Genomic DNA, 25036 nt, shown 5'->3' on the forward strand with positions numbered 1-25036 from the left:
ATTCACGTGCTTTTGCAACTCCCCGTCTCATGCTTCGGTATTTATGCCAATGAGAAAGACCTGAATAACCTAGTATTTTGTACATCAAGGCGAATTAGCTAAATGCCTCTCACAAAAGCTTCGGATCGAACGTTGGACTTTCATTGAGATGTTGGTTATGCAGACCCTGTTCCTACTCCCGGTTGGCTTTTATCTTCTAGTAATGCCGATTTTGTTTTCCGCTTGGATGGCTTTCTTCCGCCGCGATGAAGAAATGTCTGATGAAGAAAGAAAAACATCTTGGTTTGTCATTGCGATCGCAACAATGCTTTGGCCTATTGTGCTTCCCTTCGCTTACTTAGAACTTTTAGGCAAGCTCAAGCGCTCCACAAAAACGGCACGTCTCTACCAACGTATGCTTGAGACAACTAATGCTCAGCAAGCAGCTTAGGACAAAGCTTTCAGTAAGCTAACCCCGTTTTTCTAGCTTGTAAGAATCTATCTGTGAAAAATATTAAGAATTTTCTATCAGTAGTCTTTTCTAGACTAAAAAGTAGCGTAGACGACTACTTAATTTTTATTTATGAAAAATCACAGTTTATAAAGAACCGCAGAGTTGGAATGCACTGATATACTAGTTTAGGGTGACTTATCAGTTGAGCAAATTCATGATCTGGAGTGGTTTTGTTTTGCAGATAGCAGTTCTCACACCTTGACCTGTAATAAGTTGGTTATTAGCGGATTTAGAATCAAATTGCCGAGCTTAAATTCTGGCACATCTTCTTAATTCTTAAATCTGATACATTCTCATAGTGGAATGTCTTAGCGTCAATTTCTCAGTTTCTTTGTGGGTAGCCTAATCTGAATCGAGCAATGGGGTAAAGCTCCAAGTTCAAATTCAAGCGGAGGAACCAATTTTTCTGGGGCGAATTTTAAGCGTTTTGAGGTTTAGGTCAAACTTCTCTGCGTTTGAGAGAGACACCTTCCAGTCTTAGCCCGTCAGCTAACTCCGTCGGCAATGGGAGGAGTGCCCAAGACTTGTACTGCCCAGTGCAGTAGTCGTTGTGGTCTCCTGGGAGTGACAGGTGTCAGCTTATAGTGACACCGGTAGCTTGGCCCGACCCACCTCTCGCACACCGTCGTTAGGAGAGGTTTGTTATCGTGAATATTTTGTCAATGCTGGCACGGCTTCAGGACACGCTGGGTTGCACTGATTTGGTCAACCAGATGTTGCTCTTGCCGCAAGCAAAATCGCCTGTAGGTTCCCACAACGCTTCAAGCTCAGAAATTAATCTAGTTGTTGGTTATTCTCACTCGCCTCGCAGTCAGACGGCGCTGGATCTGACCTTATGGATTGCTCATCAAACCCGCTTAGCTACGGGGAAACAAGTGACTGTACAAGTGGTCTACGTGATCGACGAATGGATGCAAAGACTGGCAGATTTGCAGCCTAGCCGACCCTACTGCGACTTAGAGCGCTCTGTAGGAGGACACAGCGCGACTGGTGGAACTGCCATTGCTGAATGTCGAGAGGTAGACTTACAATCGGCTCCAGCAAGTATGGCGGAGGTGTTTGAGCAAGCCGATCGCATTCTTTGGCATGCGCGTTGTCTTGCAGAAGAGTGGCGAGGTTCTCTCAAAACTCATTTGCGATTTGGCTCCGTTGCTGAAGAGCTAAAAGCGGTTGTCGAGTCTGAGTCAGCCTCGCTGATGATCTTGGGCTGTGAGTCTAAACACCATTCATTGGTCAAGCAACTGCGTCGACTCCCATGCCCGGTGCTAGGAATTCCATCGAATGTAGAAGACCCCTAAGAACATTAAGTCATCGCTTCTACGTTTTTTCTGCTCTTCTAAGAGAGGTTCTAAAAACTCTTCAAATCTCCTAACTTCTGGAAGTTTAAGGTCTATCTTTTCTAGAAGTTAGGAGATTAGGGGGCGAATGCCAACAAATCAAAAATGAGACTTCTTGCAGAAATACTCAGGAACTTCACAGGGTAGAAAGAATAAGTGCGAGAGAATGTCTAACTCCCTCTAGCGCTCTAAATTACGTTGTATATCAGACGCTTTGATTTCCATCACGTACAGCTTCTTGCTCTCTGGTTCCATGCCATAGAATAGGGGGGCATTTTTCATAAATCGTAATTCTTTAAGCAAAGTGGCTGATATTCTGACTCAGCTTAGTAAGGGACAGTTGCTGATCGTCAATAGTCGTAGACGAAACGGCTTAATCTTATATAAGCGCTTTCATGCTGAGTTCGCCGGACCTGGAGCCGCTGTCGGTAGTTTCTTTGATTTAGATTGTGAACGAGTGTTACCCATAGGTGATTTGGCGTTGGTCTGCCCAAAATCCCCTGAGGAGCGCCAAAAGGCATATTTAATTCGTCGGCAGTGGATTCGATTGACTCAACAGTTGACTGACAATCCATTACCAACTCAGCGAGCGCAAATGATTCTGAATCAGTTTGAAAATTATTTTGGCGCAGAAATAGTAGCTCAAGTGCCAGATGATGCCTTCGCGCTTCTCGTTGGGGTGTTACCTCAGACGATTGAACTGATTCGTCGAAACTCCCAAACGTCTTAAATATAAGCGGCGCAGGCTAGAGCATTTCGACTAGAGCTTGTTTCATTCGATTGCAGGTGCGCTGATTTTCGTCTGGAGTTCCTACGGTAAGCCGCAACCCACCACCCGTGTGCCGAATCAGGGTGCCTTGCTGTTTGAGCGATCGATAGATTGCTTCGAGTTTAGAGTTAGCCTCATCCGCATTCTGCAACCGAATATGAATGAAGTTGGCATCACTATTCCAGAGGCGAAGCTGTTCGTGTTTTGAAAGTTCTGCAATCAGTTTGCGACGTTCTATTAGCAAAACATCCACGATCGCGAGGAGATGCTGCCGTTCCGATAGGGCAAATTGTGCAGCGGCGATCGTAAAGCTTGGCAAGTTATAGGGCAATCGGACGTTCTCTAGTGTGGTGATTAAATCGGGATGAGCGATCGCATAACCGACTCGATGTGCCGCTAAGCGAAATGCCTTTGAGAATGTCCGTAACACGACCCAGTTGGGATGCTGTACCAGTTCATCTGCTAATGTTGTCTGGCTAAATTCAAAATAAGCTTCATCAATGACAATCAAGATGTGTTGAGGAAGGCTCCTTAGCCAAGTAATTTCAGCTTCAGTTAAAGCGTTTCCAGTGGGCGAGTTGGGATGCACCACAAATACAACTCGAATCGGTGGCTGTTGAGTATCGGTGATGGCGGCTTGTGCGGCGGTCAAATCCATCTCGAAGGTGTCAGGCGATCGCACGATCGTAACCACTAGAATTCCTAATGTCTTCGCCAAAATGTCATACATCGAGAATGTAGGATTTGCGACGAGAATAGAGCCTTCTCCGTTGAGGCACGTTGCAATCAACAGAGAGCGAATCAATTCATCAGAACCGTTGCCAACGGAGATATTTGCAGCCACAAAGTTGGCGTTAGAGGAGTCTGTTGCGTAAGCTGCGATCGCCTCCTTTAAGGCAAGATAACCTCCGTCGGGATAACGATTCGATTCGATCTGTTGTTGCCATGTCCAGGCCAATTTTTCCTTCAGTTCTTCGGGCAGATCGTAAGGGTTCTCGTTCACATCTAAGCGATCGAGATGCACGGTTGAATTATCAGTATGGTGAGTACTGTAAGAGGTGAGCTGGGCTAAATCTGACCGAATAAACTGGAGCATGGCAGAAACGATAGGTTTTGAGTGAGAAGGGTCGCCTTGATGTGCAACCCACAAATTTTGCCATCAGGAACGTTGTCTTTGCGCCCTTGAGACTTAATTGAGACTTAAGAAACAGCGCATCCAAAGCTCTGATCTTTAGTGATGTTGTAGACCCGCTGATCAGCTTCAGTGACGTGTTGTAAAGACGCGATTAATCGCGTCTTTACAAGGCAATGCAACCAACCACAGGTTTACAACACTAGGCGGGATAGATTCGCAAACGGCGATTTGGCTCCTCACCAAAGCTGTTCGATTTTAGACGATAGTGTTCGACCAACTCATGCTGCATCTTGCGAACCATTGCCGATCGCGGCAACAACTCAACAGGTTGTCCTTTCGGAATGACAATCTGTTCAACCGCTAATCTTGCTTCTTCTAACGCTTCGATTTCGTCAGTGCTATCGCCGCGTACGAGTAAATCTAATTCTGCATCGGTGGGCACTCCTAAATCATCTATGTTGAGTGCATGACGCAAGGAAAGAGCAATTTGAGGAACGCTATTCGATTTGACCGTGTGAATCGGAATCTGTCGTGTTTGAGCGAGATGCCGAAGCTTGGAGTGATTTTTGACGTGCGATCGCAGGGCCAGCACGGTGTCAGCATCCTCAATGTTTTTGGTCAAAACAATTGGTAAGTTCAGCGTCCGGATCACCTGATCGAGGTTTTGCCGACTCACCCCATAAGGGTAAACATGCAAGGGCAATTCTTCCCCGTTGGGACCTGGGAAGTAGCGCTGTTCAGTTGCGCTTTGATAGGGAGCAGCGCTTCCGTCGGGGCTACGCATGGCGCTAAACGGATCAGACTGCTTGTCTAAGGATTCGTCAAGCAGTTGCTCAAAGGCTTGCTGTTCGGGCGAAAGCGGCGCTCTGCTTTGGCTAGAAACAGCTTTCATGCGACCCGAAGATCGCCATCCTCGGCTCTGTGGCGCTGCAAACTGGCTCGATTCTTGAGAGGGAAACCCTCCATGAACCACGTTAGATCGCAACTCACTGCGAGACCCTAGCCGCGCCGTTGCCTGTTCACTAACGGGTTCATGGCTAACAACCACTTTGCCCGTTTCATCAACTGTCCTGACTTGAGGATTGGGAACTCGCCCTCGCAACACGCTATCGACGGTTTCAGCGACCTGTTCGTGAACCACCCACTTTTCTCGTTCTAGCATTTCCACCGCAATATCAAACGTCGGTGGCGCTTTGCGCTCTAAAACGCTTTTTTGAGTTCCGCGCCGTCTTGCTTCATCGTCTCCCAAGGTGACAGATTGAATCCCACCAATGAGATCAGATAGCGTTGGATTTTTGATCAAATTTGCTAATTGGTTGCCGTGGGCGGTTCCCACAAGCTGGACGCCCCGTTCTGCGATCGTTCGGGCGGCTAAGGCTTCTAATTCCGTTCCAATCTCATCAATGACGATGACTTCAGGCATGTGGTTTTCCACGGCCTCAATCATGACCTGATGCTGCAACTCAGGACGGGCAACTTGCATCCGTCTCGCTCGCCCGATCGCAGGATGCGGCACATCCCCGTCTCCTGCAATCTCGTTAGACGTGTCGATGATAACGACGCGCTTATCCAACTCGTCTGCCAACACCCGAGCGATTTCTCTTAATGCCGTCGTTTTGCCGACACCCGGACGACCCAGCATCAAAATCGAGCGACCGCTTTCTACCAAGTCGCGAATCATGCCAATTGTTCCGAAGATAGCTCGACCCACGCGACAGGTTAAACCAATTACATCGCCACGTCGATTCCGAATGGCGCTAATCCGGTGCAAGGTGCGCTCAATCCCGGCCCGGTTGTCTCCTCCAAAATCGCCAACTTTGGTGATGCTTTCATTTAACTCGTCTTGAGTGATTGGATCTTCCGACAGGTACTCTGCTTTGCCTGGAAATCGAGCTTCAGGACGCCGTCCTAAATCCATGACGACTTCAACTAAACTGTCTCGCTGCGGATGTTGATTTAAACGATCGCGCAGAGCATTCGGCAAAATATCCAATAATTTCGTTAAGTCGTCGGTCACTTGCATTCTTTTAGGTGAGGAGATAAGTCCGGTGTGACGGTCGTTCTGGTCGTAGTCAGAATCGGGGACTGAGGAAACGTTGATCTCGCTGGGTTGCACCATAAGTTGTTCAACAAGCTCCAAAAAGAACGGGGAACGGAAGTCCTTGAGGGTAGGGTACGGGATCGCCATTTAGCACTGGTGTATGCTAAATCACTTGTATCAACGGATTGGAGAAGAATAGACCTGGGAAGGTTTGATTTGGCTGACGAGTGCATCCGCGATCGCAACGGCTTGCCATAGTAAAGCGGGAGTTGTCTCGATGCGAACGGGGAATTGTGAGTCAGAAGGCGTTCTCATCGCATTTGGTGGTAACGTTGATGGCTGCATTTCCAGTACCTCAAGCTGATTCAGAATGGGTAAAAGTAGACTCCGGGCATAACTTCCATAGGCAATCCCTGCAATAGATTTAGATACAAAAGTACTATTTCTATTGTGCAACAAATTTAACGTTTCTAGCTTGGGAACAGTCGATTGATTCGTTCCTCCTGCCAGTTGCACATACCCTGGAAGATTCGCGGCAAGAACTTTCTGACCAAGTTTTAAGCAAGCTCTTGTAGCTCCGTCGCCAATATCGCCGCTCATCGGTCGTCCATCGGTTTGCCAAATCAAAGCGCAGGGCAGGGGCGATATCAAATCGTGTAATGCTTGCAGGTAGTCAATCAGATCTTCACCATCGGGACAGCTAATGGCGACAAGCTTGAGTTGATGCACCCACGGTGCAATCGCACTCCACAATCGCTTGAAGTCTTCAAATCGCCCTACTTGGGTATGAATCTCGATCGCATCAATTCCTGCTTGCCGTAAAATCGGCGAGATTACTTCTGGCGTGTAGATATACGATCGGGTTGAAATTTGTTGATTAGGACAGATAGGAATACATCGTCCGCATCCATAACAGAGTTCATCAATCACACCAGAATAGTGGCTAAACCTGATCGCCTGTGCTGGGCAAACCTGCTCGCAAGGCTGCGGACAATCGGTTGGACATTCTGATGCAATAAATTCTGCTTTGCGGAAATGTGGATCTTCTCCGTCATTAAGGCTGACCATGAGCCAAGGTGATGAAGCGTGAAATCCTCGGTGGCGGGCTTCATCAGAAAGAGTGTGCGCGATCGCAAGACCTTCTCGTGCTGTAGCGACAATCGCTGGATCGGCAGCGACATCAATACAATCCGCACCAGCAAGGGCATATGTGAGGGCGAGTGTGCGAACGGCAGGAAGATGCTGAAAGCTGGCTCCGCAAATGAGTTTAAACCAGTGACCTTCCTTAAGGGAGTGTAGAGGGTGAAGATATTCAGTCACCCCTTTATGCTAATGTGCAAATCGCAAATAAAGCTGATTTTTAAGAAAAATTGACTCCTAAGACATAGGTAGAGAGGAGAGATGAGGCGGAAAAGGCTGATCAACTTTCAACCGTCCAGAGTTCTGTTTCACGTTTCTACTTCCATCCCTCATCCTTCATCCAACTCTTACGCCGCGATCGCATCGGTCAACGATGTCCACCGAAAATAGCGTTCTCCACCCACTTCAACCACAAGCTTGACACGAGGCTCTAGTTTCGGAAGGTTTGCCAAGTATTCAAGTTCTTGGCTAGAGAGAATGTGTCCTTCAATAATCCAAAGCAACAGCCCTTTGGATTTGGGAGGAAGGTTGTCAACGTAAGTGGTGACAATAGGAGGAGCAAAATACCGATATCCAACAGCAGCTCCAGCCCCTGTACTCTTCTTACCCAAGTGAGCTGGACGAACGCCGTGAACGCCCGTTAAATAAGCGGCAACGTCTCCTAATCCCCGCGCGGTGATACTGACTGAGGTGTAACCAGCCGCGCGTATTCGACGGCGATAGCGTCCCTCAAAGCCTCCTTCTAAAGGAACGTACGCGGCAATTGCGCCGTGTTTTTCAACATCTTTAATCAGTTGTCCGCCTGTTGTAATGAGTGCCATCTGCGATCGCTCCTTTTCCCATCCTCTCTACTGTAATAGATACTGCTGATCAGAACTTCTTCATCTTTCGCTAGAAATCCTTCAAGTTTCAGCTCAACTACCGGTCTGGCGCTTATCCGTTCCTAATTCTACTCATTCCTTCTGTTTCCTGCGCTCAGAAAAATTTGAACTCAGCAATTGGTATATCTCTATGGATCGTTGTGATGGCAGAGAGCAAATGCTGTAGTGTCAGAGAGCAAATGTTGCAATCACAAGTGATGATCTGTTAACTCGATCTCTTAAACTGTAAGATACCGTTCACAAAACTCAATTGATACCCATGAACTCTGCTGCATTTCAGGCAGGGAAAGACAAAGCAATCATCTTTCATCCCTCTCAAATCGTTTACCTAGAACACGATTTAACTCGGCTTTATGCAGAAGTAGTCCAGTTTGTGGAATCGAGACGCCAATGCTGGGTGCGTCCGTTAGCGTTAGTGTCTCAGTCAGATGCTGTCATAGGCTGGACAGATTGTAACTCTCTAGCTCTACAAGACTTGCGAGACGGTTCCGATCTAATGTGTCCTGCCGTTCTGTTCCAACAAGCATTAGATACTGACGTAATTCCGCTCCTGTCATGGCTCTACAGCTTGGATGCAAATCCTGAACTTAAAGTACAAACTAAACCTGCATCTCATCAACTACACCAGTTTATTCAAAAGATTTGGCAAGCTTACCCTGATGTATTCTCAAGCGATCGTTCCAAGTAAATAGATTGTGACATCCAGTTATTCGCCTGAATTATATTTTCCGTATGACATTTCCATGACAAAAGAGCCAAAGATCGACCGTCAACGAGAACATCAGGCGAACGAACGCACCTTTTTGGCGTGGTTACGAACCTCGATCGCATTGATTGGTTTTGGATTTGTGATCGCTCGCTTTGGTTTATTTCTCCGCCAACTACATCTCGCTCTAACTCGGCAAGAGTATCAAGCAGATCCCCTCTTTAACTCGGAGAATTTGGGCGTTAGCTTGGTTGTGTTCGGCATTACGATGGTCGCGTTTGCGGCATGGCGATATAACCAGGTATTGTGGCAAATTGAGCAGGGCAATTACCGCCCCAGCCCTCTCTCCATTTGGGTGATAACAGCGGTTGTCATGATTCTAGGAACGCTTAGTATTCCACTAATCTTGTCACGCACCAAAATACCCAGTCCTTCTCCTGCACCTACCCACTCTCAGGTAAACCGTTCCTTGATCAGTAGAAACTAGTAAGAATAGATCCGGGAATTTATCAAGAAGATTTGATAGAAATTCGATTAAGGTTGCCTTGTTCGCCTCACTTTAGCAACTTTGACAAGGTTAGATGTGGAGCGCATCAAATGTGTAATTTTTTACAATTTAAATTCAACCCCTTACTGAAAAGTTTATAAAATAGCCCTTATCTAATAAAGATTCTGCCAAACTCGACAACCGCTCTAGGCAATGTCAAGGATACCTAGCTATCGTCAGGGGCATTGGCATCAAAATTCTTGGTTTTGGAATTTATTAAAGGTAACGTTATGCAGAATGTACTCGTCCGTCCTCAAACTGCTATTGTTCGTCCTTGCGGTTGCCTAAACGCCGCTAGCGCGCCTCAGTTTCAAACTCAGTTAACAGCCGCTATCTTATCTGAGCATCATTTCACAGTGTTAGTAGACTTGAGCCAAGCTGAAGCGCTTGATAGTGCAGGCTTGATGGTCTTGGTTGCTGCTCTCCGGTTAGCGCAACGCAGAAACAAGCGTCTGAGTCTATGTTCTGTTTCTGCCTCAACTCGTATCATTTTTGAGATGACTCAGCTCGATCGCGTCTTTGAAATCTTCGAGAGCTTCACTGCTTTTGAATTAGTCACCGCTTAGTTCCATCGGTTGAATCGCGTGAGATCGCCCGCAACAGAGTAGGTGAGTCAGTATACTGATAGTCTATGTCCTCTCTGCTAGGCAAAGTCATCGTGGCAATTCCAACGGATGCTCCCCCTAAGAAGCGCGACCAAACTGTTGCTGTCGAAGAACTCCTCACCTCGGATATTCTTCGCCCGGCTCGGTATTTGGGAAATGAGCTAGGCGCAGTGCATAAGCCGTGGCAAGACAGCACCATTCGTTGGGTCTTAACGTACCCAGAAGTGTATGAAGTGGGTGCGTCTAATTTGGGACATATCATTCTCTACAGCATTCTGAACACCCAACCCCGGCAATTGTGCGATCGCGCCTACCTTCCCGCTTCCGACTTTGCTGCCAAGCTTCGCGCTACGGGCACTCCGTTGTTTGCGGTCGAATCCCGTCGTCCACTAATTGATTTCGATATTCTAGGGTTTAGTCTAAGCTACGAGCTAGGGGCGACTAATATTTTAGAGATGCTCGACCTGGCAGGCATCCCGTTAACGTGGCGAGAACGATTGGGGACTGATTACCCCTTAATCTTTGCAGGTGGGCAGACGGCAACTTCTAACCCTGAACCCTACGCCGACTTCTTCGATTTTGTTGCCCTCGGTGATGGTGAAGAACTGTTGCCCGAAATTGGGCTAGTGCTTGAGGAAGGCAAAGCCGCAAAACTGAGCCGTGAAGAGATCTTGCTCGATTTGGCGCAAGTTCCAGGCGTTTATGTCCCCCACTTCTATGACATGGCGGCTGATGGTTCGATTCATCCAAATCATCCAGATGTTCCGGCCCGAATTCTGCGTCGGGTTGCCGATCCGATCCCAGCTTACTCAATTGGCTTAGTTCCCTACGTGGAGACGGTTCACGATCGCCTCACAATCGAGATTCGACGCGGCTGTACTCGCGGCTGTCGGTTTTGTCAGCCCGGAATGCTGACTCGCCCAGCGCGGGATGTAGAGCCAGAAAAGGTAATTGATGCGATCGAGCAGGGAATGCAAGCAACGGGGTATAACGAATTCTCGCTCTTGTCGCTCAGCTGTTCAGATTATCTCGCGCTGCCTGCGGTCGGGGTTGAGATCAAAAACCGTCTCAAAGACGAGAATATCTCGCTTTCTCTGCCAAGCCAGCGTGTCGATCGCTTTGACGAAAACATTGCTCACATCATTGGTGGAACTCGCCCGATCGGTATCACCTTTGCCCCGGAAGCAGGCACTCAACGGATGCGAGACATCATTAACAAGGGCTTGACGAATGAAGAATTGCTTCGCGGCATCAAGACAGCCCATGAGCAAGGTTGGGATAAGGTCAAGCTTTACTTCATGATTGGGTTGCCAGGTGAAACGGATGAAGATGTGCTAGGAATTGCGGACACCTTGCGCTGGCTGCGCCGCGAATGCAGCAAGCAGGGCAGACGACGGTTAGATTTCAACGTGACAATTTCTAACTTCACACCTAAACCCCACACGCCGTTTCAATGGCATTCTGTCTCGACGACAGAGTTTAAGCGCAAACAGAATCTTCTCAAAGACGCTTTTCGTTCGATTCGGGGCGTCAAGATTAACTTTACCGATGTCCGAATTTCTGCAATGGAAGATTTTGTCGGTCGGGGTGATCGCAGGTTAGCAGCCGTTGTTCGACGGGCTTGGGAGTTGGGTGCGGGCATGGATGCCTGGTGGGAAAGCCTCGATCGTGCGTATGACGCATGGACGCAAGCCATCGAAGAATCGGGTGTTGGCTGGAAATATCGCCAGGTTGAAAGCGGAGAATGGAATGTTTTTGAACAGGCGGCAGGTGCAGCTTCGCTGGATGCTCCGTTACCGTGGGATTATCTCAATACTGGAATTGATAAGCAGTGGTTGAAAGATGACCTCCAAAAAGCTTTAGAAGCAGCAACCGTTCCAGACTGCTCGTTTGACGGGTGTTCTCACTGCGGGGTGTGTAGTACCGATTTTGGCCACAATGTCGTTGTTCCGCCTCTACCAATTCCTCAGTTTGATGGGCATTTCAAGCCAGTTCCCGATCGCGTGCAGCGCATCCGGGTGCGGTTGGGCAAGGTAGGAGACATGGCGCTATTAAGTCATTTAGATATGATGCGTTTATTTGATCGGGTCGTGCGGCGTGCGGCGCTTCCAATTGCATTTACGCAAGGATTTCATCCCAGTCCCCGTATTGTTGCCGCAAATGCATTGCCGCTTGGTGTCACAAGTTCGGGTGAAATTGTTGATTTTGAGTTGACGCGATCGCTAGACCTTGAAGACTTCCGCCACAAGCTGAGTACTCATCTTCCGGTTAACTTACCTGTTCACACTGTTGAAGAGGTAAGTCTCAAAACCCCCGCTGCAACTCAGATATTAGAAAAAGCAGAATATGAAATTACGGTAGATGTTGCCGCTCAGTCTGCACTCTCAAACTGGCAAACTTGGGTTGAATCGGTTCTATCGCAGACTGAAGTGTGGTTAGAGCAAAAAACGAAATCCGGCAAAGTACATCAAATTAATGGGCGCGATCGCTTATTTGCGCTTTCTCTGATTAATATCTCGCCCAACTCATCCCAAGCTGTACTTCGCTACATTGGAAGCTGCCGTAATGACGGCACAATGCTTCGTCCAGAGCACGTTGTAAGTATGTTAGAACAGGTCGCAGGGCATGAATTCCGCCTCCTCTCGATTCATCGCTGCCAGCTTTTTCTAGCAGCAATCGGTCAGGTAGAGGATGCGATCGCTTAGTCCATTGCTATAAAAACCGTAAAGTTTGTGCATATGTTAAGTCTGCACGCTATAATGCAATGCATCAGAGGCTGATATAGGCTAAACGTTCTCCGTGGTCGCCGCCGGAAGATCCGTCTTTAGACTCCTCAGCTTTCTTGCTAGACTTTTCGCGCATTCTTCATAACGTACAGTGGTTGCTTCTGAGTAGGGGTTCACTGTTCTACTGACCGAAGCTCACGAATTGACTCGTCTGTTACGGTGGTAGCTTCCTTGATGGTAGCGTCTTAAGCATCTCAAGCGATGAGTCGCCCAGTTTTAGATGGTAGTTGAGGTTTAGCTGAATAATCTCACACCTAATTCTCTGCGAGAAGAGCAAAACTTCAGTAATGGCTCGATCGCAATCAAACTTTGAGGAAATTGAATGCCAAAGCAGATCGTTATCGCGGAGCAGCATCGAATTGCTGCCGTTTTTTCAGAAGACCAAACTCAAGAACTAATTGTTGCAACTGGTAGCCACCAAGTTAGTGATATTTATTTAGGTGTTGTAGAAAACGTCTTACCCGGCATTGATGCCGCTTTTGTTAATATTGGTGATTCTGAGCGCAACGGATTTATTCATGTTTCTGACTTAGGACCATTGCGATTAAAGCGCTCGGCAGGTTCCATTACTGAACTGTTGGCTCCGCAGCAGAAGGTGTTGGTTCAGGTGATGAAAGAGCCGACCGGTAACAAGGGACCTCGCTTGACCGGCAACATATCGATGCCTGGGCGCTATTTAGTTTTAATGCCATTCGGTCGTGGCGTAAATTTGTCTCGCAGAATCCGCAATGAAAATGAACGCAATCGCTTAAGAGCCTTGGCGATTCTGGTAAAACCGGCGGGAATGGGCATCGTCATTCGCACAGAAGCTGAAGGAATGCCCGAAGAAGCGATCATGGAGGACTTAGAAAATCTCCAGCGCCAGTGGGAATCCATTCTTCAAGAAGCAAATTCAACTCGTGCCCCAGCCTTGCTGAACCGGGACGATGATTTTATCCAACGCGTGTTGCGTGATGTTTACAACGCTGATGTCAACCGGATTGTCGTGGATTCCCACACAGGGCTAAAGCGCGTCAAGCAGCAGTTGATGAATTGGGGCGGCGGAAAGCTACCCCAAGGCGTATTGATTGATCATCACCGCGATCGTGTTCCTATTTTGGAATACTTCCGCGTGAATGCTGCCATCCGCGAAGCTCTGAAACCTAGAGTGGACCTACCTTCAGGTGGCTACGTCATCATCGAGCGAACCGAAGCTCTGACCGTGATCGACGTTAACTCTGGCTCCTTTACTCGTTCTGCAACCGCACGAGAGACAGTGCTGTGGACAAACTGTGAAGCTGCTACCGAGATTGCGCGTCAACTGAGACTCCGAAACATTGCGGGCATCATCATTGTCGATTTCATCGATATGGATGCGCGTCGCGATCAGTTGCAGGTGCTTGAACACTTCAATAAAGCCCTCCGTAGCGATAAGGCAAAACCTCAAATTTCCCAACTGACTGAACTTGGACTGATTGAACTGACTCGAAAACGTCAAGGGAAGAATATCTATGAGATGTTTGGGCGACCGTGCCCGACCTGTGCCGGTTTGGGGCAGTTGGTACATCTTCCTGGAGAAACCCATGATGAAGAGGGAGAGAGCATAGAGCGTTCTGCAGTGGCTTTGCGAGAGCGGGAACCTCGTCGGGTAGAACCTCGCCGCGATCGCGAGCCTGTTGCAACTGAAGCATTCTGGGATGGGGGTGAAGAGCCAGAGCTTGAAGGCAATGACCAAGAATTAGACATTCTGCATCACCCTAGCTATCAAGAGCGGAATCGTTCTAATCAAAGTCGTCGTCGCCGAAATGGTGCTGGTAATCGGCGTGAAGGGTTTACTCGCGAGGTGCCTTCAAAAGCAACTCCGTGGGAGGAGCCGAATCGTTACACTCCGACTCCTGCCCCAACGAGAGCGGAATATCCAACTCGTGCAGATGCTCCAATAAGATCAGAGTATCCAGCCCGTGCAGAATATGATTTGGAACTAGAAGAGTCGGCTCCCGTCGAGGAAACCTTTACGCCGCGAGAGCGAGAGCCTCGATTTTCTGAAGAACGGCGTGGGCGATCGCGGCGCGGTAGCATGAAGCCTGTTCTCGATCCACCCGAAGTCATTCACGTTGAGATGACGCCGGAGGAGCAAGACGTGTATGCGTGGATGGGAATTTCTCCACTCATTTTGACCGATAAAGAAGTGAAGAATCCTAAATCTGCGATCGTCGCAGTTACTCTTCCAGGCGAAGCTCCGCCAGTTTCCATCGCGTCTCCGGTTGAGCCTGACGTCGACGTGGAAGATGAGGAAGAGGATATTGCAGTTCGTGTCGCACCCGATCAAATTGAGTCCAGTACGGTTGCATCCGATGACCTTGAGTCCAGCGCAACATCTTCTGAAGTCGATGATCAACCTGAACAACCCGAACTGGATCCAACGGTAGCTGATGAGAAGGAACCGCCCCGCCGTCGTCGCCGTCGTTCGTCTGCGGCGGTAGCCGAATAGAGCGTGAGTCAGACACCAAATCTTGATGCGGAGTCTATCCTTTGGCAAGAAGGAATGCTCCGCCTTGTGGGTGTGGATGAGGTGGGTTTAGGGTGCCTTGCGGGTCCAGTTGTGGCTGCCGCTGTCGCCATCCCTGCGTTCTGCACACCGCTCGAGGGTGTTAAAGACTCAAAGTCGCTTTCTCTAAAGCAGCGAGAACGGTTATTTGCTCAAATTCTTGACCAGGCGATCGTGGTTGGAATTGGAATGGCTACCGTTCGAGAAATTGAGCAAGTTAATGTCCTTCGAGCGTCCTACTTAGCGATGCAGCGATCTCTCTCCCGTGTTTTGCCTTACGATCATGCCCTAATTGACGGACGCACTATTAAACACGCTGATCTCGGAGCGCATACGGCAATTATTGATGGCGATGCAACGTCTTATGCGATCGCTTGTGCTTCGATCGTGGCGAAAGTCAGGCGCGATCACTTCATGCAACGATTAGCCAAGCGCTGTCCAGGCTATGGCTGGGAGAAGAACGTTGGATACGGCACGAAGCAGCACATTCAAGCAATGCAAAGCCTGGGAATTACTTCTTACCATCGTCGAACGTATGCGCCTGTGCAGCAGATCGTTCAGCAGCTAGAGCTACTAGATGAAACAGCCGCAGCAAATTCAAATAGCAAGTTAAGCCCGAATTAAAGTTTTCAGCGATCGCTTTACACTCTGCTTAAGGCTCTGCGCTGTTAAGCTTGCCCTTAGCGAAAGTGGGCGAGAGCCTAACTCTGCAATTAGCCGTGTATGGGTTGCATAGTCCCACTTGTAGGTTTCACCACCAATAAGAAAATCAAATTCTGTATGTTCGCGGTTAAAGCTTTCCTCTAGAAGCATTTCAAGGAGCAAGCGTCCTGGCGAACAGGAAGAGAAGTTTACGTCATAAGCTGGAACCCAAAAATATAACCGTCCGTTGGCAAGTAATCCCATATGGGCTGCAATCACTTGATCTTTTGAACTTAAGCTAGAAACTACCAGCAAATTTCTTTCCGCTAACTCCTTAAAAAATTGAATGTGCGGCTCATGAAGGAAGTGGTCTGTGCATCTTGATCTCTGATATTGGGCAGACTTTAATTTCATGCAAGTTGCCATAGTCTCCGGTCTGCGATCGTCAAACAGAAAGGTTAAATTTCCCACCTGTTTTTCTAGCTTGCGACGTCGCCGGCGGGAATCAGCGAAAGCATTAGAACGATTTTGCTGGACGTGGTCGACAAAATCGCCCCACGTCTGAAAGTTCTTCCACAAAATTGTAGGCGCTGCCGTATAGGCCTGATCTAGCTGCCTCTCATGCCACTCTGTTGTAGTGACCATGCCATGAGATACTGCTGGCAAGTAACTTATTTGGCGCAAGTTAGCACCTTCAAGCGCATCTAAAGAGCGACAAGGTTCGTAAAAATCAATAAAAGAGGTCGAAAAAGAATCAAGAACGATAGGTCGAGTTGAGTTTATAGCAGGTAGTTGCCAGACTTGGTTCCCTAAACTAAACAGCGCAGGTTTAATAGCTGTCTCCGAGTAGTAGGCAGCACGAAATGCCTCAGCAAAACCTTCACACGAGTAGACGTTCATCACTTTCCACCATTTTTATCGGTCAAAAGTATAGCCAATTACTGTTTGTCGAGGCTAGAACGCTAACTCTGATCACTCAATTCATCACATCATTTTCATTAATAAGAAAGTTTGGTAGAGACAGAAGGGTTCGTTTTCTGAACTGAGTTGACTTGAGAATCTACCCACTGCCGATAATCTAGAATTAATTGGCGCAGTAGACGCTGCTTGAACCCTCCTAAAACACTAGCGAGAAGACCGTTGCCCGCGGTTTCAAGCAGCGATCGTGGTGTCAAGGAAAAGGGCGGTGGTAAATCGACTTCTACAGCTAAATTTGCCTGTCCAGTTAGGTAAGTGGATCCATGTTTTTGAAGGGGATAAAGCTGCCCCTTCAGATCGAGCATAAATCGTTCGTTGATGTATTCCATACCCTGCAACTCGCAGTTCATAGATTGAACATTCACTCTTGCGTCGTCATCTGCCCAGACCTGTAGATCAACGGCGGGCTTAATGCTAAGCGACATGAATTTGAGCGGTCGCATCGTTAAGCGGTAGCAACCTTCCGCCACTTTTTCAATCTGGCTAGACGCTGATAATGCATTGACCACTCTTTGCGGTTGACTAAGATAGTTTGCAATGTGGATAGGTTGCTCTGGAACAAGGAGTTCAACCGCTTGAGATGCAGTAAACCGGATATGCATTTAATTTTGTTAAGAGATAAAGATTCTCGAAGCATTCATCAATCTTAAAGGTCTTCTCATGATTTCAAGTCAATCTTTTGAAATATAAACATAAATAGTTGATCTTACGGTTGGAGAAACCTGAGAAACTTTGTTAAAGCACGTACTTCTATGTCACAAGCTCTTGATATCCTTGCTTGACGCAGATTAACCATAATGACAACCGCGATCGCTCACTTAGGACCTAATGGCACATATGCTGAAGCTGCCGCTCTAATTTTTCTAAATTGGTTTCAAGCGGAAACCGGGCAAGAGGCGGATTTGTGTCCTTATCCTAGTATTGCTCAGACGCTAGAAGCAGTAGCTCACGGTAAAGCTCAATTGGCAGTTGTTCCAATTGAGAACTCGATCGAAGGCAGCGTTACGATGACGATGGATGCACTTTGGCGACTGGATCGACTACAAATTCAACAAGCACTCGTGTTGCCGATCAATCACGCACTGATTACCCAATCACCGCACCTAGATACAATTCGAGTTGTGTATTCTCACCCTCAAGCCCTTGCTCAATGCCAACAATGGTTAGACAAGTACATTCCAAATGCTCAGCGCATTGCCGCAAATTCGACAACAGAAGCATTACAACACCTAAATGAAGATGCGACAAGTGCTGCGATCGCGTCTCAACGTGCCGCTGAACTCTATAATCTTTCGGTTCTGGCATGCCCTATCAATGACTACCCAGATAATTGCACGCGTTTCCTAGTGCTAAGTTTAGATCCTTCTTCCGGTGGAACCCACACTTCACTAGCATTTAGTCTCAGCGCAAATCATCCTGGAATGCTGCTTAAGCCTCTCCAGGTATTTGCAGAGCGCAACATTAATATGAGCCGAATCGAATCGCGCCCCAGTAAGCGATCGCTAGGCGACTACTTATTTTTTGTAGATTTAGAAGCAGACGTGAGACAGGTTGCAACTCAAAGTGCCTTGAGAGAACTACTAACGTGTACCGAGACGCTCAAAATTTTTGGCAGTTACGATTTCCTGTCTCAATAGCGCTACTCTTCAATCACATCGCCCAATGTATCCTTTAAAACAGTTCGAGCAGCAAGATGATTGCGAGTAGACATTAAAATTTCAGATTCGCGCTCAAGCCGAGCGGCAGTGTCTTGAAGTTGCAGAAGCGCCTGCTGCTCATCCGCAACTCCATATAAATTGCTGGCAATCCAGTAAGACAACTCCGTTGGCAAATCAGGAATCTGTTCTGGCAGCTCAATTTCTTGACCCGTCAGTTTTGCAGACAGCCGCACCACATCTTGCAGCAACTGACCAACATCATTTGCCATAGGTCTAAGATCTTGGCTTGGAGCCTCATCTTCAATCCATTCAACTAGCCCAACTCGGTAAGGCTTCTCACGCACGTACTCCAAAACTCTAAAGCGCTGTTGTCCAAGGGTCAAAACCTTCATTCGATCGTCCGGCAACCGATGAAACTGCACAATTTCGGCACAACATCCTACGGTTGCAGGCTCACCTTTCACTGGATCCCACATCAACACACCAAAGCGCCGATCCGCTTCTAGAATCGTATTCATCATGATGCGATAGCGAAATTCAAAGATGTGGAGGGGTAACGGTCTCCCAGGAAACAGGACAACTTCAGGCAATGGAAATATTGGAAGCTCGCGGACTGCGATCGATGAGAAGGAAGTCATTACCTATAAGTTAAACGGTGTCTTCTGTTTCTACTGTAGCCCATTCGCTCTGGAAAATGAGGCGTTAGAAGGTTTCTCATCAAAACATTAAAAGGATGCACAGAGTGATAAAACCTCCATACATCCTTCTAGTATCGAACATCCAACAAGCTTACAGCTTGACTTCAATATCAACCCCTGCAGGCAAATCAAGCTTCATCAACGCATCGATCGTTTTTGAAGACGGCTGATAAATATCAATAATCCGTTTGTGAGTGCGGGTCTCGAAGTGTTCCCGCGAGTCTTTATCGACGTGGGGAGATCGCAGAACACAATAAATTCGGCGACGAGTTGGAAGTGGAATTGGACCGATCGCAGTTGCATTAGTACGATTTGCAGTGTCTACAATCTTTTCGCAAGACGTATCAAGGAGGCGGCGATCAAATGCTTTCAGACGAATTCGAATCTTTTGCTGCTGAATAGTTGCCATTGGAATTAATACTCAAGTTTTCGTGGTTCAGAGTTACATAGCACCGCTCTACCAAGCAGTGCTATGTACGTACGATGCTTATAATAAAGCTATCAGTAGCCAAAATAGGCTGGCCACTGATAGCTTCAAGCTAGTGACGTATCACTACTTCAAGATCTTTGCGACAACACCTGCACCAACAGTGCGGCCACCTTCGCGGATTGCAAAGCGCATTCCCTGCTCAATTGCGATCGGGTTGATCAGTTCCACTGTCATCTTGATGCGATCGCCCGGCATTACCATTTCTGCCGTGCTGCCATCATCCGATGTAAAGTCACTGATCGTTCCCGTTACATCAGTTGTCCGTACGTAGAACTGAGGACGATATCCAGGAAAGAACGGAGTGTGACGACCGCCTTCTTCTTTCTTCAAGATGTACACTTCAGACTCAAACTTGGTATGAGGTGTAATTGAACCGGGCTTAGCAAGCACCATGCCCCGCTCGATATCTTCTTTCTTGAGACCCCGCAACAAGATGCCGGCGTTATCACCTGCCATACCTTGGTCGAGACTCTTCTTGAACATCTCGATACCCGTTACAGTCGTCTTCTGGGTTTTTCTGATGCCGACCAATTCAACTTCATCTTGCACCTTAACCGTGCCGCGCTCAATACGACCCGTCGCCACCGTACCACGACCTGTAATGGAGAAGACATCCTCTACCGCCATCAAGAACGGCTTGTCCACGTCGCGCTCGGGAGTCGGGATATATTCATCAACAGAATCCATCAGAGCATAGATACTGTCAACCCACTCATTCTCGCCTTTTTTAGTCTTCGGATTAGCCGTCATCGTTTCTACTGCTTGCAATGCAGAGCCAGCCGTGATGGGAATATCATCACCGGGAAATTCGTAAGAACTTAGCAACTCACGAACCTCAAGTTCGACGAGTTCCAGTAGCTCTTCGTCGTCTACCATGTCTTTCTTGTTTAGGAAGACTACCAGACGAGGAACGCCAACCTGACGAGCCAACAGAATGTGTTCACGGGTTTGAGGCATCGGACCATCTGCCGCGGACACCACAAGAATTGCTCCATCCATCTGAGCAGCTCCCGTGATCATGTTTTTCACATAGTCCGCGTGGCCGGGACAGTCCACGTGAGCATAGTGACGGGATTCGGTTTCATACTCCACATGAGCAGTGTTAATAGTGATACCGCGCGCCTTCTCCTCAGGAGCTGCATCGATATCTGCATATCCTTTGGCTACCGCTTGACCCAGAGCAGAGAGAGTCATCGTGATTGCAGCCGTTAATGTAGTCTTACCATGGTCAACATGACCAATGGTTCCAATGTTAACGTGGGGTTTATTCCGTTCAAATTTTGCGCGTGCCATGAGTTACAGTTCCTCTTCCTGATTAAGCGTTCCCTTTGTTTTTTGCAATGATCGTCTCAGCAACGTTGCGAGGTACTTCATCATAATGGCTAAATTCCATTGTGAAAGTTCCTCGTCCCTGAGTCATTGACCGAATATCCGTAGCATATCCGAACATCTCTGCCAACGGAACCTTGGTCGTTACTTTAGCAATACCCCGCTCTACACCCTGAGCTTCAATTTGACCTCTTCGGGAGATGAGGTTGCCCATAACAGTTCCAAGGAAATCTTCTGGTGCTTCAACCTCGACTTTCATCATCGGTTCAAGTAGCACAGGCGAAGCTTTCATAACGCCACTTTTGATTGCCATTGATCCAGCAATCTTAAATGCCATTTCGTTGGAGTCTACGTCGTGATAAGAGCCATCAATTAAAGTAGCTTTAATGTCAATGAGCGGGTATCCAGCAATGATGCCAGACTCACACGCTTCACGCATTCCTGCTTCCGCCGGACCAATATACTCTTTGGGAACCGAGCCACCAACGATCTTAGAGACAAACTCAAAACCGCTGCCTGTTTCACCAGGCTCAACTTGAATCACAACGTGACCATACTGGCCTTTACCACCACTTTGGCGAACGAATCTACCTTCTGCCTTAACTGGTTGGCGAATAGTTTCTCGGTAAGCAACTTGAGGTGCACCCACGTTTGCTTCAACCTTAAACTCCCGTAACATTCTATCTACAAGGATTTCTAGGTGAAGTTCACCCATACCCGCGATAACTGTTTGATTAGTTTCCTGATCAATGTTGACGCGGAAGGTTGGATCCTCCTCAGATAAAGCCTTGAGTGCCTTAGAGAGTTTTTCCATGTCACCTTTCGTTTTTGGCTCTACCGCCACAGAAATTACGGGTTCAGGAATAAACAACGACTCAAGAATGATGCTGTCGTTTTCGGGGCAGAGAGTATCACCCGTCAAGGTATCAGATAAACCAGGAATCGCGCCTAGGTCACCTGCCCGCAACTCATCTACGTCGATTCGCTCATCTGCTTTCAAGACGATTAAACGAGAAACGCGCTCTTTCTTACCCTTTGTAGAGTTGTAGATGTAACTTCCTTTAGCGAGCACACCAGAGTAAACCCGCACGAAGGTGAGACGACCTACAAACTTATCGGTCATGACCTTGAAGGCCAAGGCTGCAAACGGAGCATCATCTTTAGGTGGACGCTCAGCCGTTTCGCCCGATGGCAGGATGCCCTGAATAGGCTTCACGTCGATCGGAGCAGGCAGATAATCGATTACAGCATCAAGCATCTGCTGAACGCCTTTGTTCTTAAAGGCAGAACCACACAGCATCGGAATGATTGTGTTGTCGATAACGCCCTTACGAAGCGCAGCTTTAATTTCGTCTTCAGTGAACTCTTCTCCACCAAAGTATTTCTCCATCAAGTCTTCGCTTGTTTCCGCCACAGCTTCGATCAACTTGACGCGGAATTCTTCTGCTCTATCTTTCAAGTCAGCAGGAATATCCGTGACTTCAATCTCACGACCTAGGTCATCTTTGTGGATATAAGCTTTCATCCGCACCAAATCAACGATGCCTTTGAACTGATCTTCAGCACCAATTGGAATTTGAATGGGAACTGCGTTTGCTTGTAAGCGATCGCGCACCTGCCCATAGACTTTATAGAAGTCAGCCCCGGTGCGATCCATCTTGTTCACAAACACAAGGCGAGGCACATTGTACCGATTCGCCTGCTTCCACACGGTTTCAGATTGAGGCTGCACACCTCCAACGGAGCAGAACACAGTGATCACGCCATCCAGTACCCGCATGGAACGCTCTACTTCAATTGTGAAGTCTACGTGCCCAGGAGTGTCAATGATGTTGATTTTGTGTTCTAGTTCGCCTTCTCCAACTTGAGTCGGCTTTTCCGGATCGCGACGTGTCCACTGGGTACTAATAGCAGCAGCAGTAATGGTAATTCCCCGCTCCCGCTCCTGCTCCATCCAGTCTGTCGTGGCAGTACCTTCGTGTACCTCACCAATCTTATGGACGATGCCGGAATAAAATAAAATCCGTTCTGTTGTTGTTGTCTTGCCCGCATCAATATGCGCAGCAATTCCGATATTCCGTACTCTTTCGAGCGGGACGGTACGAGCCACAGCTACCTCCTTAGCATCTGTTGCATAGTCAAAATCACACTACCGTTCTATTAAGATTCTATACTTTTTAATACCGATAGTGTGCGAAGGCTTTGTTTGCCTCTGCCATTCGGTGCGTTTCTTCGCGCTTGCGAATTGCGCTTCCAGTTTCATTTGCTGCGTCCATCAGTTCGCTCGCCAATCGGGTTGCCATCGATTTGCCTGAACGCGCCCTTGCATATTGAATCAACCACCGCAATGCTAATGCAGTACCACGATCGGTTCGCACTTCCATCGGGACTTGATACGTTGCACCACCCACCCGACGCGCCTTCACCTCAACTAGGGGAGTTGCGTTTCTTACTGCCCGCTCAAACACCTCTAATGGTTCGGTTCCGGTGCGTTCTTTGATTGTCTCGAACGCATCGTAGACAATGTGAGACGCCAAGGACTTTTTGCCACTCTTCATAATTCTCCGAACCATCATTGTGACGAGGCGAGAGTTATGAACTGGATCTGCGGGAATAGGACGCTTTTTGATGACGACGCGACGAGACATAGTGAGCCTTCACTTCAAGAGAAATTGAACAGTTAGTTAAGAGGTTTCAATTAGCAATCTTAGAATCACTTTCGAGTTCTAGATAATCGCTAGTAAACAGACCCCACACTTGGATAATCCAAATCTAGAGGTTTTCTGTTTAATAATTCGTGCTAGCACAATTCAAGCTATGATGCGGCTTTCGGGCGCTTTGCGCCGTACTTAGAACGACCTTGCTTGCGGTCTTTCACTCCGGCTGTGTCGAGCGTACCGCGAATAATGTGGTAACGAACGCCTGGCAGATCTTTCACACGACCGCCGCGAATCATGACTACAGAGTGCTCTTGCAAGTTGTGCCCAATGCCAGGGATGTAAGCAGTTACTTCAAAACCGGAGGTTAGACGAACCCGTGCAACTTTACGCAGCGCGGAGTTGGGCTTTTTCGGAGTTGTTGTGTAAACCCTTGTGCAAACGCCACGACGCTGAGGGCAACTCTTGAGCGCCGGAGATTTGGTTTTCTTACGAGCATTGAAGCGCTCGTCACGGATGAGTTGCTGGATAGTGGGCATGTTATGGAGTACGCAGTTTTGACCTGTTCCAACTTTTAACAAATACTAACCATACCAACCTGGCAGCACAACTGTCAAACACTTTTTTTTAAGTGTTTTTGTTCAGTCAAATTCAATTTAGAATTGCGTTCAGATCAAGACAGCAGATTCCCTATTCTAGCTCTCTGTTACTGTAAATGAGACACCACAGCCGCAGATTTTTGTTGCTTTAGGATTATGAAATCGAAAACTGCCACCCATCAAGTCTTCAGAGAAATCAAGAGCTAGCCCGTTGAGATATTCTACGCTTTCAGCATCGATCGCAATATTAATTCCCTGATAGTGATGCACCTGATCCTGAGGTTGAAGATTACGGTCAAATTTAGTGACGTAGAGCAGTCCGGAACAGCCCCCAGTTTCAACTTTAAGGCGAAGAAAGGCGTCTGGAGCAGATTGTTTAGCTTGTAAACGAATGATCTCCTCACGTGCAGAATCGCTGATCTGAATCATGATAACCATCAGTAGTGCTTCTAGGCTTTATCCTATCTTGGTGCGATCGCTCTTAAGACTCCAAACCAAGAATTAGACTAAAAACCAAGAAGAGGCAATCAAAATTTTGATTGCCTCTTCAAAAAAATATCTAAAGAAATATTCAGAGATTGAATTGTGCCTAGCTACGGTCTATTAGCACGGGAGTAATCGTCTTGGAACCGGACAATATCGTCTTCGCCAAGATATTCGCCATTCTGAACTTCAATGAGAACGAGAGGAATAACCCCAGGATTTTCTAGACGGTGGGCAGTGCATTGAGGCACATAAGTTGATTGATTGCTGCCAAGCGTAAGTTCTGCATCACCGCAAACGACTTTAGCAGTTCCTGAGACTACAATCCAATGTTCACTGCGGTGGTGATGCATTTGAAGGCTAAGGCGATGTCCAGGTTTTACATCAATTCGCTTGATTTTGTATCCTCGTCCTTCTTCTAGAATTGTAAATGAACCCCAAGGACGCAGTTCTGTTGCACTTGCGCCTTTCACTGTAGACGGAGATAGCGTCAATGTAGGAGCTTGCGCCATTTCTTTAGCTTGTACCACCGTTC

General features: G+C 47.7%; 24 protein-coding genes and 1 riboswitch. Of the genes, 10 read left to right on the forward strand and 14 right to left on the reverse strand.

Annotated features, from left to right (window positions below):
- Positions 1-157: 157 nt before the first annotated feature.
- The 3 genes from AC5JLB_RS24980 (at position 158) to AC5JLB_RS24990 (ending at position 2560) form a co-directional block, all read left to right on the forward strand.
- Positions 158-430, forward strand: a complete 273-nt coding sequence (locus AC5JLB_RS24980; protein WP_495876535.1) for a hypothetical protein — start codon at positions 158-160, stop codon at positions 428-430.
- A gap of 423 nt (positions 431-853) precedes the next feature.
- A riboswitch (cyclic di-AMP (ydaO/yuaA leader) is annotated at positions 854-1009 on the forward strand.
- Between the two features lie 131 nt (positions 1010-1140).
- Positions 1141-1791 carry a universal stress protein gene (locus AC5JLB_RS24985; protein ID WP_495876536.1) on the forward strand — a complete coding sequence of 217 codons (651 nt, stop codon included), beginning with the start codon at positions 1141-1143 and terminating at the stop codon, positions 1789-1791.
- Positions 1792-2134: 343 nt separating this feature from the next.
- A complete protein-coding gene (locus AC5JLB_RS24990) occupies positions 2135-2560 on the forward strand; it encodes a hypothetical protein (protein ID WP_495876537.1) in 426 nt (141 codons plus the stop codon).
- Between the two features lie 16 nt (positions 2561-2576).
- Here AC5JLB_RS24990 and AC5JLB_RS24995 read toward each other — a convergent pair whose 3' ends face one another.
- From AC5JLB_RS24995 to AC5JLB_RS25010, 4 genes are all read right to left on the reverse strand, one after another.
- Positions 2577-3695, reverse strand: a complete 1119-nt coding sequence (locus AC5JLB_RS24995) for a histidinol-phosphate transaminase (protein WP_495876538.1) — start codon at positions 3693-3695, stop codon at positions 2577-2579.
- Between the two features lie 238 nt (positions 3696-3933).
- Entirely contained in the window at positions 3934-5757 is a 1824-nt protein-coding gene (locus AC5JLB_RS25000; protein WP_495876559.1) for a R3H domain-containing nucleic acid-binding protein, read from the reverse strand.
- Between the two features lie 195 nt (positions 5758-5952).
- On the reverse strand, positions 5953-7095 hold the full coding sequence (ldpA, locus tag AC5JLB_RS25005) for a circadian clock protein LdpA (RefSeq protein WP_495876539.1): 1143 nt from the start codon (positions 7093-7095) through the stop codon (positions 5953-5955).
- 167 nt (positions 7096-7262) lie between these two features.
- Positions 7263-7736 carry an NAD(P)H-quinone oxidoreductase subunit N gene (locus AC5JLB_RS25010; RefSeq protein WP_495876540.1) on the reverse strand — a complete coding sequence of 158 codons (474 nt, stop codon included), beginning with the start codon at positions 7734-7736 and terminating at the stop codon, positions 7263-7265.
- Between the two features lie 319 nt (positions 7737-8055).
- Here AC5JLB_RS25010 and AC5JLB_RS25015 point away from each other — a divergent pair, with 319 nt between their 5' ends.
- From AC5JLB_RS25015 to rnhB, 6 genes are all read left to right on the forward strand, one after another.
- A complete protein-coding gene (locus AC5JLB_RS25015; protein ID WP_495876541.1) occupies positions 8056-8484 on the forward strand; it encodes a hypothetical protein in 429 nt (142 codons plus the stop codon).
- 55 nt (positions 8485-8539) lie between these two features.
- Complete coding sequence (locus AC5JLB_RS25020; protein ID WP_495876542.1) at positions 8540-8989, forward strand: YidH family protein; 450 nt, start codon at positions 8540-8542, stop codon at positions 8987-8989.
- A gap of 290 nt (positions 8990-9279) precedes the next feature.
- Positions 9280-9615 carry an STAS domain-containing protein gene (locus tag AC5JLB_RS25025; RefSeq protein WP_495876543.1) on the forward strand — a complete coding sequence of 112 codons (336 nt, stop codon included), beginning with the start codon at positions 9280-9282 and terminating at the stop codon, positions 9613-9615.
- A 65-nt stretch (positions 9616-9680) separates the two neighbouring features.
- A complete protein-coding gene (locus tag AC5JLB_RS25030; protein WP_495876544.1) occupies positions 9681-12359 on the forward strand; it encodes a TIGR03960 family B12-binding radical SAM protein in 2679 nt (892 codons plus the stop codon).
- A gap of 403 nt (positions 12360-12762) precedes the next feature.
- Positions 12763-14910: a ribonuclease E gene (gene rne / locus AC5JLB_RS25035; protein ID WP_495876545.1), complete on the forward strand. Its 2148-nt coding sequence runs from the start codon at positions 12763-12765 to the stop codon at positions 14908-14910.
- Between the two features lie 3 nt (positions 14911-14913).
- Positions 14914-15591 (forward strand): ribonuclease HII, encoded by a 678-nt coding sequence (gene rnhB, locus AC5JLB_RS25040; RefSeq protein WP_495876546.1) that lies wholly within the window; start codon positions 14914-14916, stop codon positions 15589-15591.
- Here the strand turns inward: rnhB and AC5JLB_RS25045 are convergent.
- Together AC5JLB_RS25045 and AC5JLB_RS25050 are read right to left on the reverse strand one after the other, a co-directional pair.
- On the reverse strand, positions 15577-16254 hold the full coding sequence (locus AC5JLB_RS25045) for a GNAT family N-acetyltransferase (protein ID WP_495876547.1): 678 nt from the start codon (positions 16252-16254) through the stop codon (positions 15577-15579). The two genes, rnhB and AC5JLB_RS25045, sit on opposite strands and share 15 nt — an antisense overlap.
- A gap of 353 nt (positions 16255-16607) precedes the next feature.
- Entirely contained in the window at positions 16608-17189 is a 582-nt protein-coding gene (locus AC5JLB_RS25050) for a DUF1997 domain-containing protein (protein ID WP_495876548.1), read from the reverse strand.
- A gap of 195 nt (positions 17190-17384) precedes the next feature.
- Between AC5JLB_RS25050 and pheA the strand changes: the two genes are divergently transcribed.
- Entirely contained in the window at positions 17385-18224 is an 840-nt protein-coding gene (gene pheA / locus AC5JLB_RS25055; RefSeq protein WP_495876549.1) for a prephenate dehydratase, read from the forward strand.
- 2 nt (positions 18225-18226) lie between these two features.
- Here pheA and AC5JLB_RS25060 read toward each other — a convergent pair whose 3' ends face one another.
- The 8 genes from AC5JLB_RS25060 to AC5JLB_RS25095 all read right to left on the reverse strand — a co-directional run bounded on the left by AC5JLB_RS25060 (position 18227) and on the right by AC5JLB_RS25095 (position 25013).
- On the reverse strand, positions 18227-18883 hold the full coding sequence (locus tag AC5JLB_RS25060; RefSeq protein WP_495876550.1) for an LON peptidase substrate-binding domain-containing protein: 657 nt from the start codon (positions 18881-18883) through the stop codon (positions 18227-18229).
- A 151-nt stretch (positions 18884-19034) separates the two neighbouring features.
- A complete protein-coding gene (gene rpsJ, locus AC5JLB_RS25065) occupies positions 19035-19352 on the reverse strand; it encodes a 30S ribosomal protein S10 (RefSeq protein ID WP_162422530.1) in 318 nt (105 codons plus the stop codon).
- Between the two features lie 144 nt (positions 19353-19496).
- Positions 19497-20726 (reverse strand): elongation factor Tu, encoded by a 1230-nt coding sequence (tuf, locus tag AC5JLB_RS25070; RefSeq protein ID WP_495876551.1) that lies wholly within the window; start codon positions 20724-20726, stop codon positions 19497-19499.
- Between the two features lie 22 nt (positions 20727-20748).
- Positions 20749-22872: an elongation factor G gene (gene fusA, locus AC5JLB_RS25075; RefSeq protein ID WP_495876552.1), complete on the reverse strand. Its 2124-nt coding sequence runs from the start codon at positions 22870-22872 to the stop codon at positions 20749-20751.
- Positions 22873-22939: 67 nt separating this feature from the next.
- On the reverse strand, positions 22940-23410 hold the full coding sequence (gene rpsG, locus AC5JLB_RS25080) for a 30S ribosomal protein S7 (RefSeq protein ID WP_495694744.1): 471 nt from the start codon (positions 23408-23410) through the stop codon (positions 22940-22942).
- Positions 23411-23577: 167 nt separating this feature from the next.
- On the reverse strand, positions 23578-23958 hold the full coding sequence (gene rpsL / locus AC5JLB_RS25085) for a 30S ribosomal protein S12 (RefSeq protein ID WP_162422526.1): 381 nt from the start codon (positions 23956-23958) through the stop codon (positions 23578-23580).
- Between the two features lie 156 nt (positions 23959-24114).
- Positions 24115-24456, reverse strand: a complete 342-nt coding sequence (locus AC5JLB_RS25090) for a HesB/IscA family protein (RefSeq protein ID WP_495876553.1) — start codon at positions 24454-24456, stop codon at positions 24115-24117.
- 155 nt (positions 24457-24611) lie between these two features.
- Entirely contained in the window at positions 24612-25013 is a 402-nt protein-coding gene (locus tag AC5JLB_RS25095) for a phosphomannose isomerase type II C-terminal cupin domain (RefSeq protein ID WP_495876560.1), read from the reverse strand.
- Positions 25014-25036: the final 23 nt, after the last annotated feature.

Source organism: Myxacorys chilensis (genome assembly GCF_059505265.1).

Coding starts and splice junctions, on each gene's coding strand:
- AC5JLB_RS24980 (WP_495876535.1), top strand. CDS start 158: ATGCAGACCCTGTTCCTACTCCCGGTTGGCTTTTATCTTCTAGTAATG.
- AC5JLB_RS24995 (WP_495876538.1), bottom strand. CDS start 3,695: ATGCTCCAGTTTATTCGGTCAGATTTAGCCCAGCTCACCTCTTACAGT.
- AC5JLB_RS25000 (WP_495876559.1), bottom strand. CDS start 5,757: ATGCAAGTGACCGACGACTTAACGAAATTATTGGATATTTTGCCGAAT.
- AC5JLB_RS25010 (WP_495876540.1), bottom strand. CDS start 7,736: ATGGCACTCATTACAACAGGCGGACAACTGATTAAAGATGTTGAAAAA.
- AC5JLB_RS25015 (WP_495876541.1), top strand. CDS start 8,056: ATGAACTCTGCTGCATTTCAGGCAGGGAAAGACAAAGCAATCATCTTT.
- AC5JLB_RS25020 (WP_495876542.1), top strand. CDS start 8,540: ATGACAAAAGAGCCAAAGATCGACCGTCAACGAGAACATCAGGCGAAC.
- AC5JLB_RS25025 (WP_495876543.1), top strand. CDS start 9,280: ATGCAGAATGTACTCGTCCGTCCTCAAACTGCTATTGTTCGTCCTTGC.
- AC5JLB_RS25030 (WP_495876544.1), top strand. CDS start 9,681: ATGTCCTCTCTGCTAGGCAAAGTCATCGTGGCAATTCCAACGGATGCT.
- rne (WP_495876545.1), top strand. CDS start 12,763: ATGCCAAAGCAGATCGTTATCGCGGAGCAGCATCGAATTGCTGCCGTT.
- AC5JLB_RS25045 (WP_495876547.1), bottom strand. CDS start 16,254: ATGGTCACTACAACAGAGTGGCATGAGAGGCAGCTAGATCAGGCCTAT.
- AC5JLB_RS25050 (WP_495876548.1), bottom strand. CDS start 17,189: ATGCATATCCGGTTTACTGCATCTCAAGCGGTTGAACTCCTTGTTCCA.
- pheA (WP_495876549.1), top strand. CDS start 17,385: ATGACAACCGCGATCGCTCACTTAGGACCTAATGGCACATATGCTGAA.
- AC5JLB_RS25060 (WP_495876550.1), bottom strand. CDS start 18,883: ATGACTTCCTTCTCATCGATCGCAGTCCGCGAGCTTCCAATATTTCCA.
- rpsJ (WP_162422530.1), bottom strand. CDS start 19,352: ATGGCAACTATTCAGCAGCAAAAGATTCGAATTCGTCTGAAAGCATTT.
- tuf (WP_495876551.1), bottom strand. CDS start 20,726: ATGGCACGCGCAAAATTTGAACGGAATAAACCCCACGTTAACATTGGA.
- rpsG (WP_495694744.1), bottom strand. CDS start 23,410: ATGTCTCGTCGCGTCGTCATCAAAAAGCGTCCTATTCCCGCAGATCCA.
- rpsL (WP_162422526.1), bottom strand. CDS start 23,958: ATGCCCACTATCCAGCAACTCATCCGTGACGAGCGCTTCAATGCTCGT.
- AC5JLB_RS25090 (WP_495876553.1), bottom strand. CDS start 24,456: ATGGTTATCATGATTCAGATCAGCGATTCTGCACGTGAGGAGATCATT.
- AC5JLB_RS25095 (WP_495876560.1), bottom strand. CDS start 25,013: ATGGCGCAAGCTCCTACATTGACGCTATCTCCGTCTACAGTGAAAGGC.